Below are 18,291 nucleotides of genomic sequence, written 5' to 3'. Positions count from 1 at the left end.
CCGCTACTCGACAAAAACAAGCTTACCCCATCGCAGCGGAGTGCACCAGTTGTCCGCGCCGCCGTTCCACGATCGGCCGGCCGCCTGAAGATCAAAACCCCACACCTGCCCAGCCTGCGGCGTCTTGCCGAAATACGACCACGGCAAAAAACCTTCAAGCGCCCATCCTGTCTCTGTCGGCTTGGCCGCCACCAACGCATCCGGAATCAGATCGCCCGACTCGACCCCGCGGGGCGTCCTGGCGCTGATATGCACAGCCTGCGGCGGGCCGTTGTCCTTGGTCACCGGGGCGAAAATCGCCTGAAAATGATCGTCGGTGAAATAGGGAAACTCCTCGCTGTCGACCGTGCTCAGGTAAACCCGCACACAGTCGCCCGCCCATACCCACCAGTGGCTTCGATCGTTGTGCATCCCGTCCGGGTCGATCACGTCCGCCGCCACGTACAAACCGTCGCCGTTGTACGCGACGCCGAACCGCGCCACGCTCTTGGCCGCATCTTTGCCTTCTTGCGGCTCCTCAACACCGGCATAGCCCATCGTGCCGCCGCTGGCCGCCGCGTCCAGCGAGATGCCAGCCGGCAGTTCCGGCCACTCAGCCAACTCGCCGTCCACAACGATCGCACGCCCCTCAACGTTCATCGCCTCCAGACGCCGCAGATGCCACGGCCGCATCGCCGTCGGCAGCTCAGCCAAACCCTTCGGCAGCGCGCTCTCCGGCAGATAGACGAAAACCGGATCCTCGTCCGGACGAACCTGCCATCGCCCGTCCGCCTGCCGCAACCGCTCCTCGCCCGGCCGGCCGCCCCAGAGGTCCTCCGCCGCCAACGGCTCAGCCGGCAGATCGATCCACTGCGGCTCGCCCTCGACCATCACCGTATCGCACCAGATCGCCGCCAGCACCGCGCCCTCCATCCACGGAGTCCGCCAGTACCAGACATGATGAAACTCCGGCGCCTCGCCGACCCGCCCCAGAAACGCCGCGTCCTCCAGATGCCGTGACGTCGTCGCCATCGCCGGAACCGCGAGCTTCGCCTCCCCCGCGCACGTGATGATGCCGAAGTTGTGCTCCGGCTCCTCCAGATTCCCGCCCCAGTCGCGAAGCATGTGGAAGTGGAACCGCTCGACGCCCGCCGCGATGCTGATCAGCATCGTCCGCGAGAAAAAACACGCCTGCTGGAATTGCGTGACCGCCTCGTAGCTGGGCTTATCGCCGATGTGTGTCGGCCAGCCGATCTCGGAAAAGATGATCCCCTGCCCGTCGCCGTGATCCGCGATTGCCTTGCGCAACCGCCGAATGTCCACCAGCAACCCGTCCTCCGGTCCCTGCTTGGTGGAGCGATACGGATGAATGTCCACCAGCCGGTACTTCTCCGATAGCCCAGCCTCCAGCAGCCGCACGATGTACCCGACGTCGGCCCCGCCGGTGCTGCCAAGGATCATCCGGGCCTCCGGATTGACCGCCAGAATCGCGTCCGCCGCCGTCCGGCAGATCGCCACAAACTCATCGAACGTCCCCTTGAAGCTCCCGTACGGCTCGGAGTTCGGCTCGTTCCAGATCTCGAACTCCGGCACGTAATACCCTTTCGTCATCGTCGCCAGCCGCCGGCAATACTCCGCATAGTCAGCCAGATGCTCGGGTTTCGGCGGCCACACTCCGGCCCAACCCTCCGTCGCGCGGTTCGGATCGACCGTCCAGCCGGGCGAGAAAGCCAGGCTGTGCCGACGCACCAGACCGTACTGCATATCGTGCTCCACCATCTCGCGCGGGTCGCCCCCGAGGTTATACACGTCCTTCGCCGGATTGCCCACGCACCAGGTCATGGTGCCGCCGCGAAGCTGATGCACGCCGATCAATCGGGCCAAATCCTGTCCGCTGACGTACGCCGAGCCCTGCCACGCCCCTTCGCCGTCGATCCCGATGATCCCAAACGGCGACCGAAGCTCCTGCGCCCGCGAGAGCTTCCGCGGCGGATGGACCAGAACGATGCGATCCTTCTCAACCGTCTTGCCCTCGCCGCCGATCGGCAACACCACGCGAAGCTGATAAACGCCCGCCTGAGCCTCCGGCAGATCGATCTGCCAGTCGTCGCGCCCGATAGGTTCAAACGTTCCAGCCGCCGTCTGACCCTCGCGCATGAGATCGAATAGCACGAGTTCCGGCGGACTCGACACCGGCGTCGGACCGATGTCCAGCAGCACCCGCACCGGCTGATCCGTCCGGTACACGTTGGAAATCTTCTTTGCGTCCGGAACCAGCGTCAGCGACACCATCTGCTCCGGTGGCAGCAGCGCCGCAACGTACTCCAGCACCCCGCCGTCGTCCGAATCGGCGTGGAAACTCACGTCGCCCACAAACCCGACGTACTCAAAGTACAGCGTCACCGTCGTCGCCGGCTCAGCCGGCTCGATCCAGTCCAGCGCCGCCGGCTCGATCGTCGCGTCGCTGCCCGGCCGATAGCCCGGCGAATCCTTGCCGTACCGCCACAACTCCCGCCGCTCCCCGTCGTCGACCGTGCCGTACAGCACCAGATCCCCTTCGCTCAGTTCCAGACTGCTGCACCGCGGCGTGGTGAACCGGAACCGCGAAACCGGCTTGGCGAATCGGAACGTCATCGTCCAGTAACACGTCCCGCCCGCCGTCTTGCCCACCGAAAGCACATCCGACGACTGGTCGTCCGCCATGTTCGCGTCCGGCCGAAATGTGATTCCCCAGCCCGTCGACCAGAACCACGTCGTATCCTTCCCGTCGCCGATCGTCACCGTCCCGCTCTCGCCATACTCCCGCGGCTCAACCAGATTCTCCGGCCCCATCCGCCACCGCGCCGCCTCGACCGGCAGCGTCAGACACGTGAAAGCGACCGCGACAACCAGCGCCAACCTGACGTGCATAATTTGCTCCTCTACAAAAGCCCAGCCGCCATCCGCTTCGCCGAAGTCCATACGGTAAGCGATGTGGCGGAGTCTGCGCAACACAAATGCCTTGGAGATCTGCCGACGCGGATCAGAGATTGTCTTTCGAGAACCACCAGTAGTAATAGAACGGCTCGATGTACGTGTACATCGGCACGGTTCCGCGGCTGGTGAACTGCCCGCCGGTCTCCGCCGTCGCCCGCCCGTCAAGCCACAGCACGCTCAGCAGCCCAATACCGTCGCGGGCTCCGTGGCGGTCCCAATCCACGTAACCGCCCGGATCCTCCGGCCAGACCATAAAAGACAGCATGATCGGCCACTGCGCGTTAAAGTCCGCGATGATGATCCGCTCCGACGGCCGCGAAATCTCCGTGATCCGGTAAATCTTGTCGTAATCCTCGCCTCGATAGACCCACTCGCCGCCGCAGCGGCTGTTGTACCCGTACGTCCCGCTGTAAAATTGCTTTTCCGTAGCCGGGCACTGCAGCACGTCCGCCACCGTCCCGATCTGAACCCCCCACTCATCCAACTGGAACCCCGGAATCCCCATCAACCCCTGCCACCCCGGCGGATTGTTGACACCCGCCACGATGTGATCGTTGTAGTTGTTCTGATAGATCACCCCATACGCCCCAAGCTGCCGGAGATTACTCAAACATGCCGTCTGCCGAGCCGTCCGACGCGCCTCACCCAACGCCGGCAACAACATGGACACCAGCACCGCGATGATCGCCACCACCACGAGGAGTTCGATAAGGGTAAAACCATGCCCAATACGATGGGACGCCCGGCCAACCTCCCCGGACAACATGCCCACACGCCAGCACCACAAACGGCGGTCCACGTGACTTGTTCTGACCATGCTATCCTCTCTATCATCAAGCTTACACGTGTAAGTGTACCCGAACCCGCCTTCCCCTGTCAACCCCTTTCTCCTGCGGACCACACGTCCTGAACGAACCTGAAAAGGGGACATTCTACTTTTCCATCCGCGTCCTTCTTGGTGCGTCCATGCCGCGGTATAGCTACCAAATAGCACTGTCGCTTCATTAATATTTAAACAGCCAATAAAACAAACCTCTTGCGGTATTCCGTCAATACTGCTATATATTACAGTATACTGCAGTACAACCCGGGAGCGGGCCAGTGGCCTCATATATCGACATCTACACCGAAACCAGAAAACAAATCATAGCCGGCGACCTCAAGCCCGGCGCCAAACTCCCCGCCCATCGGCAAATCTCCGACCACTACCAGGTCTCGATCGCCACCGTCACCAAAGCCATCAACCGCCTCAAACGCGAAGGCCTCGTCCGCAGCTACCGGGGACTCGGCACCATCGTCGCCGATGACACCCCCGAACGATCAGCCGCCCTCCGCAAGACCGTGACTTTCATCACCGCCGGCCATCCCTTCATCCATCAGATATTCGCCTACGCCGTCCAGGAGGTCTTCGCCTCCTCGTCCTGGTCGGTCAACACCCAGTGCGGCCACGGCAACCTCGAATGGTATCGCCAGTTCCTTGACGACGCCCACCGCCATCCGCCCGCCGGCCTGATCGTTGCCACGGTGCCGTCGCAGCTCTTTACCTACCGCCCCGAGTTGCTGCCTCATCCGAACACGCACGTCGTCATCATGGGCCACGAAATCCCCGGCCGGCGATACGACACCGTCCGGACCAACGCCTACCAGGAGGGCGTCGAACTCGCCGAGTACCTGCTGGCCAAGGGCTACCGCGACGTGCTCTACGTCACCTCGTCCAAAGAGGGAGAGGTGCCCGAATCGCAAACCCTCGTCGCCCTCAGCAAGACCCTCGCTCGACACGGCGTCTCGTTCGACGGCCGCAGCGTCCGACGCTACCAGGACACCCACAGCTACGGCCCCAAACCCGATCCCATCATCGACCCCTGGCAGTTCACCCGCCACCTCCTGAAAACCGAACGCCCGCGGGCCATCCTCGCCGGACACGACTGGATCGCCCTCGGCGTCCTCCGCGCCCTCGACCAGGCCGCCCTCCGCGTCCCCCACGACGTGGCGGTCATCTCCGCTGAGGGAACCGGCAGCACGGGACTGATCGCCGCCGCCCCACGACTGACCACCGTCGACACCCTCTACCACTTCCGCGCCAAAACGGCCGCCGAACTCCTCAAACGCCGGCTCGAAGGCGATACCGGACCCATCGAATACCACGAAACCTACGGCCGTGTCATCGAAGGTGAAACGGGATAAACCATGAAAACGTCACGTCACAAATGGCGGATCGCAAATCGGCCCCAAGCCTTTACCCTCATCGAACTCCTCGTCGTGGTCGCCATCATCGCCGTCCTCGTCAGCATCCTCCTGCCCGCCCTCAACGCCGCCCGCGACCAGGCCAAACTGACCATCTGCGCGTCCAATCTTAAGCAACTCCACATGGCCGTCTGGGGCTACGTCCAGGACTACGGCGACTGCTTGCCCCCTTCCGGCGTCACGCGAGCCTGGGTCGAGGTGCATCCGCGATGGAACGATGCCCTGCGACCCTATGTCAGCGGCGGCGACGCGGCTCAGTTCTACTACGGCAGCGGTCGCCAGGATCCGCTCATCTTCAGGTGCCCCTTGCGGCCGGACGTCGATATGTACGGTTACGCCCGCAGTTACGCCTACAACATGGACCTGCACTGGAGCGGCGAACGGGCGGCGAAACTCGATAGGGTCGGCGGGCCCGACAAAACACCCCTGTTCTTCGACGGCGCATCCTACGCCTGCAATGCGTGGATCGTTCTGGACTCCCTTAGTGTCAGGACGGAAATGAACCGCCACAACGGCGGTGCCAACTGGCTCTTCGTCGACGGAAACGCCCGCTGGATCGAGCAACTCGAACGGCACCTGTACTATCCCCCACACGAAAATGAGTTCTTCTACGGCGTAAACGACCCGGATTCGTACTGGCGATAGACCCGATAGCCTCTTCACAAGGACATCCCATGAACCAAGTTGGATGGTGCGCTTCCCTGACAATCGTGGTACTGGGTTCGCTCGCAGCCGCCGACCCGGACGACCGCTACATGCACTTCGACCCCGAAACCGCCGACGACGCCTCCTTCCGACCGCGAATCTGCCTCAACGGCCTCTGGGACTTTGCTCCATTGCCCGACGACGCCGATTTCAGAGCCGTCCCTGACGAGCCCTGGCAGACCATCAAGGTCCCCAGCTTCTGGGAAAAAACCGCCTACTTCGAATTCCCGCCCGAATGGGCCGCCGCTCACAAGGCCTGGTTCCGACGCGACTTCACCGTACCGGCGGAGTGGAAGGACAAACGTGTCTTCCTCCACCTCGGCGCCGTCGCCTACTGGTGCCGCGTCTACGTCAACGGCGACGCCCTCGATACGCCCGAAACATTCGCCTTCCTGCCCATCACCCTCGACGTGACCGACCACGTGCATTTCGGCCAGACCAATGTCCTGGCCGTCGCCGTCCAGGACGCCACACGCTACGGCCGAGACGTCAACGCCCCCGAGTCCATACATCCCCTGCGAGGAATCTGGCAGGACGTCTACCTCTTCGCCGTCCCGCAAGTCCATTCGAAAAACCTCTTCGTCCGCACGTCCGTCAGCACCAAACGCATCGACGTCGACCTGTGCGCGACCAACGCCTCCGACCTCGCAGCCGACGTGCGGGTGGTCCACCGCGTGACCGATCCCGACGGCGCCGTCGTCAAGGAATTCGACGGCGGAACCGCACGCCTCGAACCGCACGCCGCCGCCACGCTCGCCGCCGGCGACCAGTGGCCGGACCCCAAACTCTGGACGCCCGAGTCGCCGCATCTCTACACCTTGCATACCGTGATCCAACGGGACGGCCGGCCCGTCGACGAAAAACGCACCCGCTTCGGCTTCCGCGAATTCCGAATCGAACGCGACCGCTTCATCCTCAACGGCGAGAAGGTCACGCTGCTGGGCTGTTGGGACAATCCCGTCGACAACATCCATCCCGAGCAACTGACCCCCCAACACGCCCGACTCCAACTCCAGGCCCTCAAGGCCATGAACGCCAATACCATCCGCTGGCACGGCGTCAAGGGCATACCCATCCCCCTGCTCTACCGCCTCTGCGACGAAATGGGCTTTCTCGTCATCGCCGGCCTCGACAGCGACAGCATCGCCGGCGACCCCACGGAACAGACTCTTCAGCGGACCGAGACCTTCTTCCGAGAGGCCATGCTCCGAGACCGCAACCATCCGTCGATCGTGATCTGGAACGCCAACAACGAGCGGTTCAGCTATATCTACTGGGAAGGAACCCTCCGCCAGCCGCCCGCCGACCCGCAGCCGCGCCAGTGGTTCGACATGTTCACGCAGCTCGACCGATGCATCAAGGACTCCGACCCCACCCGCCCCGTCACCTTCCACGGCAGCTACGACCTCTTCGGCCATTCCGAAATCATGAACGTCCACTACCCCGTCTACGTGGTCGACCTGCCCACCGGACGCGACTTCTTCCGCAACCTCCGCCGCTCCTGGCCCGCCGTCTTCGAACGCGACAAGCCCATCCTCGTCGGCGAATACTGGTTCGTCCCCTGCCTCCAGGAGTTCTTCGAAAAATACTGCGGCGAAGCCGCCTTCCGCGATCCGAAATCCGCCCTCCGCGCCGGTGCCGACTACAACGAACAACTCTCCCTCGGCTGGCGACGAGACAAGATCGCCGGAATGCTCGGATTCGCCAACTACATCACGTTCAACATGCCCCTCGCCTCCCACGCCACCCGCACCGCCACCCCGCGGATCGAGCACGAGAGTTGGGAAGGACCATACGTCAAACCCACTTACGCCATGCGCCCGCGAGTCAATCCCGGCTGGGACCCCGACGCCCCGCCCTGGTCGCCCACGCCCGTCTTCGATGCCTTCACCCGCGCCTTCGCTCCCCTCGCCGTCTGGGCCCCGGACGCCGCCAAGGCCTATCGAAGCGGCCAATCCATCGACAAAACAATCGTCGTCATCAACGACCACCCGCGCGAAATCATAGCACGCCTCCGCGCCGCCTTCCTCGCCGGCGACCGCGAACTGGCCCATGCCGAAATCCCCGTCACAATCCCCAAAACCGATGTGGCGACGTTCACCGTGAAACTGGCCGCACCGACCGTCGAGGCCAACACCGACGTGATCTTCCGCCTCGCCCTGACCGAAGGGAAGGAAACCATCGCCCGCCGCGATCAGGACGTGACGCTCTACCCCGATTCATACTTCAAACCGCCGGTTTTCGACGCACCCTTCCAACTCTACGACCGCAACGGCGTCACAACGGCGATCCTCAAAAAGGCGGGCGTGCAGTTCGACGAATGCAGTGACCCTGCGAAGCTCGACTCCAACCGCCCGCTGGTCGTCGGCTATCGCAGCCTCGACGCCGCCGCACAGCCGCTGCTGACCGAATTCTGCCGCGCCGGCGGACACGCCCTCGTCTTCGAACAGGACAATCAAGGCAGCTCCGACACCCAGGCCTACGTCCAGGCGCCCGGCCACCCGATCTTCGACGGCATCGACGGTCCCGAACTCACCGGCTGGCAGGGTGACGACAACTACGTCACCGACGGCGCGTTCGCCAAACCCACCAGCGGAAACTTCCTCATCCTCGCCGACTGCGACGTCAAACGCACGCCGCTCCTCCGGCAGTTCATCGGCCGAGGCTCCCTCATCCGATGCCAACTCCGCTGCTCCAAACGATACGGCGACGACCCAACCGCCACGCGACTGATCCACAACCTCCTCAACGCCATCGCCTCACCGCCGCAGCGTCACCCGACCAACAACGTCCTGCTGGTCAAGGGCAGCGGCGCCACCGAGAATATCCTCGCCCACTTCGGAGCCAAATTCGGCGAATATCAGCCCGGCGACGATATTCCCGCCGATCGCGTTCTCGTGATCGGCGCCAACGCGATGCAGCGGCCCGACTTCGCCCGCTGCAGGGACGCGATCGACCGCTTCGTCGCCCAGGGCGGCCAGGTCCTTGTCTTTCCCCAGCCGTCGTTCGAACCGCTCTTCGGCCACGACCTGACCATCGCCACCATGCCCCTGCTCGAAGGCCGGCGTGCCATGGTCTTCATGGAAACCGACGACCAAGCGGTCTGGGGCTTCAATCCCCTCGACTTCCTCGGCTGGACCGACTGGCTCTGCACGACCCTCGTTGGCCAATGGTCCGCCGACTGGAAACCCCTCGTCCTCCTCCAGGAACGCTTCACCGCCTTCTCCTTCGTCTCCCACTACGCTCCCATCTGGCGCGACGATGCCGACCCGCAGGCAGTCCAAGCCGGCCAACGGATGTTCCAAGCCGAGCAGGACGACCACTTCGCACGCCAACACCACAAGACCATCGCCGCCGCCGTCCTGCAAAAAAGCAGCGGCCGCGGACGATACATCGTGATCCAGCTTCCCCTCGACGCCGAAGCCGCGCGCTCGCCCCAAGTCGCACGACTCCTCGCTTCGCTGCTGACCGACGCCGGCGTCGCCCTGACCGATCGCCAGGTCGAAACCCGCGCCCAAATCGAAGACTTCCACCTCGTGGACCTCGCGCCCTATGCGAACCTGGGCTTTAAGTACACCGACGAAACCGGCGGCTGGTCCGACCAGGGCCCCATCAACGACGCCGAGCAGTTCCCCGTCGGAACCAACTTCTTCGCCGGAATCCCCTTCGCCGTCACCGACCCGAACGCCAACGACGGCCGCGGATGCATCGGCCTGAAAAGCCAAGCCGTTCCTCCCGCCAGCCGACACTACGACCTCTATCCCGAAAAAGTCGAAGGTATTGCAGTCGAATGCAAAGCCCAGATGCTCCACATCCTCCATGCCACCGCCTGGGGTGACGTCGGCGTCAATTACGCCCGCCTGATCGTTCACTACGCCGACGGCCAAACCGAATCCATCGACTTGGTCACCGGACGCAACGTCGCCGACTGGTGGAAGCCACAGGAAGTGCCCGAAGCCCGCATCGGCTGGACCGGAGGCAACGAATCGTGTTCGAGCATTGGGGCTTACGTCTTCAATTGGGAAAACCCCCGTCCCGACCAACCGATCCAGACCATCGACTTCATAAGCTTAAATGAACGTCCAATACCGCTGCTGATCGGCATCAGCGCCGCCAGGACCCACACATCCCGCTGGGTCGCCCTCGATGAGGAACTGCCCTTTGGCCCCTACACCATCATTCCCACCCGAATCGAAGCCTTCGGCACCTTTACCGTCCAACTGTCGGTCTACCGTCACGGCCGCCTGATCGCCGATGGTCTGGGCATCCGCAAAGGTGAAACCCGCACCGTCGAACACGGCGGCCGGATCCTCTCGATCGGCTTGACCGGCTTGGACACCGGCCGGGCCGAACTGGCGGTTAAGGTCGGATCCTGACCATTCCGGACCATGCCCTGCCCCCGCCCGACAAGGGGCTTGACTTTGTGCAACTGTTGCATTACGATGGGGGCCAGTGCAACAGTTGCACAAATCGCCTCTCCAATCGCAAAGCCGGTGGACCAGTAAAATGGATGAATTCAGCGGCACTCAGCAGGTCAGCCTCCGGACCATGGCCCGGCGGATGAACGTCGCGGTCAGCACCGTTTCACGAGCCCTGGCCGGCGATCCGCGGATCAGTTCCGAACGGGCGGCGGAGATCCGCGATCTGGCCGACCGGCTTGGCTACCGGCCACGTCCCTTGCGTCGCAGACGTGCAAATGCAATAGCACTTATAATCGCCTCGCAGAAAGAAGGCGTCGCCGATGACCTGTACCAGCAGCTTGTGACCCTGCACGTCGAGCAGGCGTCCAGCGAATTTCAGAACCACGTTCACGTCGAGTTCGTTTTGCGGCACGGCGCAGCGGCGTACCCATCGGTGCTGCGGGAGAATCGGGTGGACGGGGTGATTTTGGCGGGTCATCCATCGGTGGAGTTGTGCCAGCGGGTGCGCGAGGAGGGGATTCCGGTGGTGGTGCTTAACGATACGGTGCGCCGGACCGGATGCACGTCGGTGATTACGGATTTTGTGCCGGGAACATCCGAGGCGGTCTGCCGGCTTGTGGAGTTGGGGCACTGGTCGATCGGTTTTGTCGCGAGTCGGCGCGAGTACCCGAGCGTCGGGCTTCGGTTGGAGGCGTATCAGCGGGTGCTGGCCGATTGCGGGCTGGACGCGGAGGACACGCTGGTGGTCGAGGGGTTCGGCGGCGGAGTCGCCGCTGGGCGCGAGGGGGTCAGGGAGTTGCTGCGACGCGAGCCGCCGCCGACTGCGATCGTGTTCACCAACGACTGGATGGCCATCGGCGGGATGAACGAGTTGATGCGGCAGGGGTATCGGGTTCCGGAAGACATGAGCCTGGTGGGCCATGACAATGTCAGCCTGTGCGACGAGTTGGAGCCGGCCCTGACGAGTGTGGACGGCGGCGTCGAGGAGCTGACCAAAATGGGGGTTGAACTGCTCCAGGAACAGATCGAAGGGCACAGCGACGCGCCGGTCCAGGAGCGGGTTCCCGGCCGGCTGGTCTGGCGCGATAGCTGCACGCAGGCGAGGAGGCAGGAGCTATGAAGACGGCGGGCTTGAAGTCGAAGGGCTTTACGTTGATCGAGCTTCTGGTGGTGGTGGCGATCATTGCGGTGCTGGTGGCGATGCTGCTGCCGGCTCTGACCCGCGCCCGCGCGGGCGCCAGGAAGATGGTGTGCGCCGCTCAGCTTCGGCAGATCGGGGTGGCCGACGTCAACTACCAGACCGACTATCTCGGCATGTTCCCTCAGCCGGGGATTCGGCAGTACCCGTTGTTTTCGGTTGACATGCTTTTTCCCGCTTACTTAGGCAGCCTCTATCCGTACAACGATGACAGCCGGTGGTTGCAGTTTATCGCGTGGAAGACTCACATGCAGGCCTTTGTCTGGTACTGGCCGTACCTGGGCAAGGTCGCCCGTTACACGGAGGACATAGGCGACTGGTGGACGCTGGCGAGGATCCCGAGCCAGCCGAAATACCGCAGTGTCTGGGATTGTCCGGAGTATCGCCCAGAGCAGCTTGGTTTCTCCTATATCTTCAATGAACTCATTCCGGAATTGGCGAAGACGCCGTCGGGTGTACTCGATATCTCCAATACCTGGATGATGTCCTGCGAGAAGTACGAGCATCACGGCGATGGATGGAACATCCTGCTGCCGGACGGGCACGCACGATACTATCTGGTCAATGAGACATGGCCGGCAACCAACCCGCTGACGGGTATCTGACGACGCCTACAAAAGGTGAATGATGAGAGCACACGCAGTGATTCTTACGATCATCCTGAGTAGTCTGACTGCCGTTGCGCAGGAGGCGCAGCGGTTCGAGACCTCCGGCTACTCTTTGGCGATCCATCAGGACGGCAAGGTCGAGCTGTTTTCGCGGAAGGGCGGGGGCGAGACGCTGCTGTGCACGCTCGGCCGGTTTGAGTTTCCGCAGGCGAATCTGACGACGGCGGGACCGGTGACGATCGAGACCGGTCCGCAGTTGATCCCGGACGAGCGGAAGGTTCACGTGGCCAACGTGGCCACGTCCATCGATTCCGCCCATCCGGGCTGGCCGACGGTCCGCGTGCGGTACGAAGGGGCGGCGAACGTCCAGTCGGTCTGGGTGCTGATGCCCGAGGCGGTTCGCGTGTCGTTCGAGATCGATGCCGCCGACGGCGTAACGCTCGCCGAAGGGCCGGCCACGCTGGAGTTCGCGTTGGCAGAGGGCGGCGAAGCGGCCGACGTGATCAAACCGGCGCGCTGGCTCCACCATCCTTACGGCGGCGATCCGTACCAACTGACGGCGGGCATGGCCCAGAGTTACCGGGTCGGCGACTCGACGCTGGTGGCCGCCAGCGACCGCGGGTTCGACGCGCTGGTCCACGACGGGAAGCTCAACCTGCACGTCCGCAAGGTCCAGCGGCCGTGGATGACCGACCAGTTTCAAGCGTACGCTGCGCTGGTCGTCTCCGATTCGCCATCGGCCATGCCGCTGGGCGTGGCGGCGGCGGGCGGCGACCGGATCATGCTCGACGTGAGCAGTCCCGAACCGTTCTACCTGTGGAAGACGGTTGGCGAGCCGATGACCCTCGACGTTTGCGCGGTCAACCTCTTCGACCGTCCGCTGCGGGTCGACGTGGAGTTTGTTGCCCGCGACTTTGACGGCACGACGGTCGCGCAGGGCCGTGAGAGCCGCATGCTTGGCCCGTGCGAGCCGTGGCGGTTTCCGCTGACCGTCCAATGCGAACAGGCCGGCCCGGTCTATCTGGACGTCACCGCGCGGCACAACCGCGCGACGGCGTACGAGCGGATCTGCCTGGGCGTGATGCCCGAGCGGGAGTTCCTCGACGGCAAGGAGTCGCGGTTCGGCATCGCCGCGTACCGCGGCCACGTCGGAGCGCACACCTCGTTCCGCAGCCAGAAGCAGCTCCTGGAGCTGATGGCGCGGATCGGCGTGCGCTGGCTGCGGATGGGCGAGGACCGCGAGTTGGCCCACCAGATGGGGTTTCACACCTGGTACCACAACAGCGTTTACGGTCCGGAGGCGGAAGAATACTTCGCCGATCGGCCGTCGTGGATGCACGAGGCGGCCAACCGTGAGACCTGGCTGCGGGGCAACCTGCAGGTGACGCTGAATCAGCACGACGAGTCGTTCGAGTTTTCCAACGAGCTGAACCTCCACGGCGGCGAGGAGAAAGGCGTCCTGGCGGAAAAGTACACCAAGGACTGGCTGATCCCGTTGAGCCGCCTTCGCGACGAGATGGCGCCGGGCATGCCGCTGGGCGGCTGCGTGGTCGCCAACGGCGACCTGACGTACATGGGCAAGGTCCACGCGGCGGGCGGATGGGACTCCTTCGAGCGATTGGTGTTTCACGCCGCCGGCTGCCCGCGTTCGCCCGACTTCGACGACGGCCAGACCTTCTGGAGCTACGTGGTGACGCTGCAGCGGATTCACGAGGCGCTGCGGCGATACGGCGATAAGGAACTGTGGATGAGCGAGTACTACGCCCCGGCTGCGCCGAACAGCAGTTGCTCGAACAACGAGCGGGTGGGCGCCGAGGACATCACCCTGATGTGCGGGTTGGCGGTGGCGGCGGACGTGCGCGGGCTCATGTACTACTGCCTCGACGATTTCGACCGGCACGAGGAGATCAAGACGGTCGCCGAGACGGGTGAGCCGTGGGAGCGGGAGTTCTACTTCGGCTTGATCCGCCGCGACTGGACGCCCAAGGCGATCCTCTGGGCCCATCAGACCGCGGCGTGGATGCTCGACGGGGCCAAATTCGTCGGCGACGCCAAGCTCGACAACGAGCACCTGCGCGGCTTGGTGTTCGAGGGCCGCCGCGGGCGGTTCGCGTTGCTCTGGAGCCGCGAGGAAGGCTACCTGCGTCACGAACCGGCCCACGTGCGGACGACGCACCGGCCGGCATGGGAGGAGTATTGGACGATCCGCACGCCGGTCGAGTTGAGCGCGTCGGGCCCGGTGACCATCACCGACTGCATCGGTCGCCAGACGAACGTATCGCCGGACGAAAGCGGTACGGTGACTATTGAAGTGACCGGCGCGCCGGTGTACGTATCCGGCGCATCGATTGAAGCCCATGCGGGACGGTACTCGCGGGCGTTCGCCGGCGACGGCCAACAGGCAAAGAGGTAACGACCATGCGAAACGAACCACACGAAATGCGGAACGGGACCAGGACCTCGGCGCGGCGACCGGCCAAACCGGCGTTTACGCTGATCGAGCTGCTGGTGGTCGTGGCGATCATCGCGGTGCTGGTGTCGATCCTGCTGCCGGCGCTGCAGTCGGCGCGAGCGGCAGCCCGGACGGTCTACTGCGGAGCGAACCTGCGGCAGACGGGTATGGCGATCGGCTACTATCTGGACATGTTCAACGACACGCTGCCCAACTGCGACCTGAACGGGTATATATACCATTGGTCGTTCAAGCTGATCCAGGCGGGGCTGGTCGATTCGGCGATCGGAACCGTGTATAACGGGTGGGGGTTGAGTTCAGGCGATCCGACGTCGCTGTTCAAGGGTATCCGCCCCGCCGTTCCGGGAGAGGCGTCGACCATCTTCCACTGCCCATCGATCGGGGCTGGGGAAGTCAGTCTCGGCTGGTACGTCAATGCCTACGGCACGCCGCACGGGGTGATGGGCGCGTTCTACTACCCCTACCCGCCCTTTTCGCGCTTGTCGATGTTCACCGATCTGGCCAATACGGTGTCGGCTTACGACAGCACGAACCTGGCCGTCGGGAGCGGGTCGAATCTGGGCACCGTGGGAGCGATCTGGGGAGCGGTGTTCTACGAAGATAGCAAGGGCAGCCTCAATGAGTTCTTCTCGACGCGCCATTCCGGCGGCTCGAATTGCCTGTTCCTCGACGGGCATGTGCGGGTAGTGCAACTGAAAGAGACGACCCGCGCCATGTTCCCTCCGCGACACGACCTTCCGTAACAGGAGTAAGCAGGATGATGCATCTGAGACTGATGGGCGTGTTGCTCTGCGCCCTGACGCCACCGGTGTCGGCTGGTTCCCTGGATACCGATGCCCTCACGTCCGGGCGGGTTCCCGAGAACGTGGAGTTCGTGATCGGCTCGCCGGAGGCGGGCGTAATCCGCGTTCTGCGCGAATACGGCCCGTGCCTGAAGGTCGAGCTGGCGGAAAAGGGGCGGTGGGAGCTGCGGTTCGGCGAGACGGCGGTTCAGCCGAAGCGGCGCTACACGCTCAGTGCGTCGGTGGCGTCGGCGGCCAAGGCCGAGCGCGGCTACACGCCGGACATCGCCAACTTCCGGCCGGAGAACAAGCCCGAGCAGGACGTGGACCTGACCGGCGCGGGAGTGGCCCGGCTGGAGGTGATGGCGGGTGAGAAGGTCCTGGCCGCGGTGCGATTCGATCCGACCGGATGGACCACGCTGACCGCCGGCTTCGACGCGCCGGACGGTGTGACGGCGGTTCGCCCGCGATTGCGCGGCGAGGGCGGCGGATTGTTATTCATCGCCGACGTACAACTGGTCGAAGGCGAGCAGACGCCGGCGGTCTACGTGCCGGCGGCCGACTCGCTGGAATATTACCAGAACAGCAAACGCAGCGAGCACCGGACGCTGATCCAGCCGGGCAACCAGTGGGGCGTGTACCGGCCGGGCGAGCCGATCGTCTGGACAGTCGGCCAGCCGCAGGACGGTTCGTTCGAGCGATTCGAGTGGAAGATCATCGACGGCTACGCGCGAACGGTGACCACCGGCGAAGCGGCGTTTGGGGCGACGGTCGAATACCAAGCCGAAACGTGCGGCTACTACGAACTGGTGATCCGCAGCGTCTCGAAGACCGACGCTTCGAACGTGCTGCACGATCTGCAAGGGGCCGCGGTGATGACCGTGCCGTCGGAGCGGTCATTTGGCGGCAGTCCCTTCGCCGCCGGCAGTTGCCCGCCGGAGCTGGGTAAGGTGATGGGACTGACCTGGACGCGGGGCAGTCCGTTCAACTGCCGCAGCGACGTCTCGGAGATCGATCCCAACGCCATTGCCGGGCAGGTGGACCGGTACGCGTCCAACGGGATCATGCCGCTGGGCTACGTGTACAACGTCACGTACAAGACCAACGCCGCGCCGCCGGGCACGAACGACGACCTGCCGGTGGACCTCGAGGCGTTCGAGCGGGCGTTCGAGACGGTGGCCGGCCTGGGCGATAACTTCGTCGAGCATTTTGAGTTCTGGAACGAGCCGGAAGGCCGGCTCGGCGCGACGCCGCACTGGACGATCGAGAACTTCACCAACTCGCTGATCGCGGCGCACCGCGGCATCAAGCGGGCCAATCCCAACGCGAAGGTGGGCGTCGGCAGCAACCTGGAACTGGTGGCGGGCGTCAACCGCTGCGGCGGAAGCGAGTCGTATGAGTTCCTGATCCTGCACCCGTATCCGTGGTCGGTCGGCAAGCGGTGGAACACGCCGGAAGAGGGCATGCTGCTGGAGCACTGCCTCTCGGCGCGGCAGTGGCTCGACGCCAACGGCGGGAAGGACAAGGCAATCTGGAGCACCGAGTTCGGCTACACCACCGGCGCGACGATCTCCGGCTGCAGCGAGTTGCAGCAGGCGCAGATGATCGTGCGGGCGGCTCTGCTGCAATTGGCGGGCGGCCTGTCGCGGATCAGCGTGTTCCGTTTGGACGACGTGTGGTTCTGGGGACAGGTGGACGGACGGTTCGGCCTGATGCGCGGCAGCTATACGCCCAAGCCGAGCTTTGCCGCGTACTGCACGACGGCTGAGGCGGTCAACGACCTGCCGTATCGCGGTCGGCTTGACGCGGGCCGCAATCTGGCGGCGCTGGTGTTCGGCGACGAGAACGCGACGACGCTGGCGTTCTGGACGACGGAAGACCAGCGGAAGCTGACCGTGGTGCTGCCGTCCGACGCGACGCTGTTGGATGTGTTTGGCGCGCCGACGCCGATCGAACAGGGCCGCCACGAACTGACGGCGGACGGTTCGGTGCAATACGTAAAGGTCCCGGTCGGATTCGCGGCCTTCACCGCCAAACAGGAACTGCCGTTCCTCGCGGGCCTCACCGGCGAGGTCTTCGACGCGGCGATCCAGCGCAAGCACTACCCGATCGCGGTGCTCGATGAGGCACCGCAAGTGGACGGGCGGATCGACGAGTGGCAGGGCGAGGCGATCCGGATGGCCAACCCCTCGCAGGGGTTCGAAGCCGACGTCCGCGCCGCCTTCGCCGGCGAGTTCCTCTACGTCATGGCCGAAGTCCGCGGCAGCGTGCCGGGCATGAACCGCCAGGGCGGCGCCAACATGTGGGCGGGCGACTGCATCGAGCTGTACTTCACGCCGGAGCCGGACGGGCGGCCGATCGGCTTCTACCGCGAGTGCGATTTCCACGTCGGCATCGCGCCGGGCATCGACGGGTCGACGGGCCAGGTGGCCAACATCCTGGCCGGGACCGATCCGACGATCGCCGGGGCCGAGTGCCGCTACGCCACGCACGCGGAAGGGGGCTACGACCTGGAGGCGAAGATCCCGCTGGCGTTCTTCGGAACACAGCCGGCGGCGGTAGGCGATCGGTTCGGATTCGACATCCAACTCGGCATCGGCACCGAGGCCGCCGACGGCCGCCGATGGCAGGAGACCTGGTCGGGCACCGGCCAGAACTACATCAACCCGTACCTCTGGGGCGACGCGACGGCGGTCGCCGCCGCATCGCCGCCGCGGCTCTCGCGGACCAAGGGCACATGGCCGGACGGCATGCACGACTCGTCTCTGCAGACGAACGTGATCGAATTGGACCAGCCGCGCTGGCAAACGAACTTCGGCGACGAATGGCCGCGTGACGTCTACGCGATCGTCGGCCAGTGGGCGGACAACACCCGCACCTGCGCCCGCGCCGATCGCGGCCGCCT

The 18,291-nt window shown here is 64.4% G+C and carries 10 protein-coding genes; 8 read left to right on the top strand and 2 right to left on the bottom strand.

The genetic code is table 11. From position 1 onward, the window contains the following. Positions 1-3: 3 nt before the first annotated feature. Together GXY33_16200 and GXY33_16195 are read right to left on the bottom strand one after the other, a co-directional pair. A complete protein-coding gene (locus GXY33_16200) occupies positions 4-2,889 on the bottom strand; it encodes a hypothetical protein (GenBank protein ID NLX06680.1) in 2,886 nt (961 codons plus the stop codon). A 112-nt stretch (positions 2,890-3,001) separates the two neighbouring features. Then, complete coding sequence (locus GXY33_16195; protein ID NLX06679.1) at positions 3,002-3,721, bottom strand: prepilin-type N-terminal cleavage/methylation domain-containing protein; 720 nt, start codon at positions 3,719-3,721, stop codon at positions 3,002-3,004. 335 nt (positions 3,722-4,056) lie between these two features. On the opposite strand from GXY33_16195, the gene GXY33_16190 reads away from it, so the two are divergent. The 8 genes from GXY33_16190 to GXY33_16155 form a co-directional block, all read left to right on the top strand. Then, a complete protein-coding gene (locus GXY33_16190; protein ID NLX06678.1) occupies positions 4,057-5,139 on the top strand; it encodes a substrate-binding domain-containing protein in 1,083 nt (360 codons plus the stop codon). Between the two features lie 3 nt (positions 5,140-5,142). Continuing rightward, on the top strand, positions 5,143-5,844 hold the full coding sequence (locus GXY33_16185; protein ID NLX06677.1) for a prepilin-type N-terminal cleavage/methylation domain-containing protein: 702 nt from the start codon (positions 5,143-5,145) through the stop codon (positions 5,842-5,844). A gap of 29 nt (positions 5,845-5,873) precedes the next feature. Then, the gene (locus GXY33_16180; protein NLX06676.1) at positions 5,874-10,280 is read left to right on the top strand and encodes a hypothetical protein; all 4,407 of its coding nucleotides are present in this window, start codon (positions 5,874-5,876) and stop codon (positions 10,278-10,280) included. A 130-nt stretch (positions 10,281-10,410) separates the two neighbouring features. Beyond that, positions 10,411-11,445 (top strand): LacI family transcriptional regulator, encoded by a 1,035-nt coding sequence (locus tag GXY33_16175; protein ID NLX06675.1) that lies wholly within the window; start codon positions 10,411-10,413, stop codon positions 11,443-11,445. Further along, complete coding sequence (locus tag GXY33_16170) at positions 11,442-12,128, top strand: prepilin-type N-terminal cleavage/methylation domain-containing protein (protein ID NLX06674.1); 687 nt, start codon at positions 11,442-11,444, stop codon at positions 12,126-12,128. The genes GXY33_16175 and GXY33_16170 overlap by 4 nt, the downstream gene beginning before the upstream one ends. 22 nt (positions 12,129-12,150) lie before the next feature. Beyond that, entirely contained in the window at positions 12,151-14,544 is a 2,394-nt protein-coding gene (locus tag GXY33_16165) for a hypothetical protein (GenBank protein NLX06673.1), read from the top strand. Between the two features lie 26 nt (positions 14,545-14,570). Then, positions 14,571-15,347, top strand: coding sequence for a DUF1559 domain-containing protein (locus GXY33_16160; GenBank protein NLX06672.1), 777 nt, complete (start codon positions 14,571-14,573; stop codon positions 15,345-15,347). 14 nt (positions 15,348-15,361) lie between these two features. Continuing rightward, on the top strand, positions 15,362-18,291 hold a 2,930-nt coding region (locus tag GXY33_16155), incomplete at its 3' end, for a hypothetical protein (GenBank protein NLX06671.1).

It is taken from the genome of Phycisphaerae bacterium (assembly GCA_012729815.1).
Classification (GTDB): Bacteria; Planctomycetota; Phycisphaerae; order JAAYCJ01; family JAAYCJ01; genus JAAYCJ01.
Note: the sequence above shows the minus strand (reverse complement) of the source record. Positions and strands in the feature narration are given on the sequence as shown.

Bases quoted from the DNA above. Each gene is read 5' to 3' on its own strand.
- GXY33_16200 (NLX06680.1), bottom strand. From the start codon at position 2,889: ATGCACGTCAGGTTGGCGCTGGTTGTCGCGGTCGCTTTCACGTGTCTG.
- GXY33_16195 (NLX06679.1), bottom strand. From the start codon at position 3,721: ATGTTGTCCGGGGAGGTTGGCCGGGCGTCCCATCGTATTGGGCATGGT.
- GXY33_16185 (NLX06677.1), top strand. From the start codon at position 5,143: ATGAAAACGTCACGTCACAAATGGCGGATCGCAAATCGGCCCCAAGCC.
- GXY33_16180 (NLX06676.1), top strand. From the start codon at position 5,874: ATGAACCAAGTTGGATGGTGCGCTTCCCTGACAATCGTGGTACTGGGT.
- GXY33_16175 (NLX06675.1), top strand. From the start codon at position 10,411: ATGGATGAATTCAGCGGCACTCAGCAGGTCAGCCTCCGGACCATGGCC.
- GXY33_16170 (NLX06674.1), top strand. From the start codon at position 11,442: ATGAAGACGGCGGGCTTGAAGTCGAAGGGCTTTACGTTGATCGAGCTT.
- GXY33_16165 (NLX06673.1), top strand. From the start codon at position 12,151: ATGAGAGCACACGCAGTGATTCTTACGATCATCCTGAGTAGTCTGACT.
- GXY33_16160 (NLX06672.1), top strand. From the start codon at position 14,571: ATGCGGAACGGGACCAGGACCTCGGCGCGGCGACCGGCCAAACCGGCG.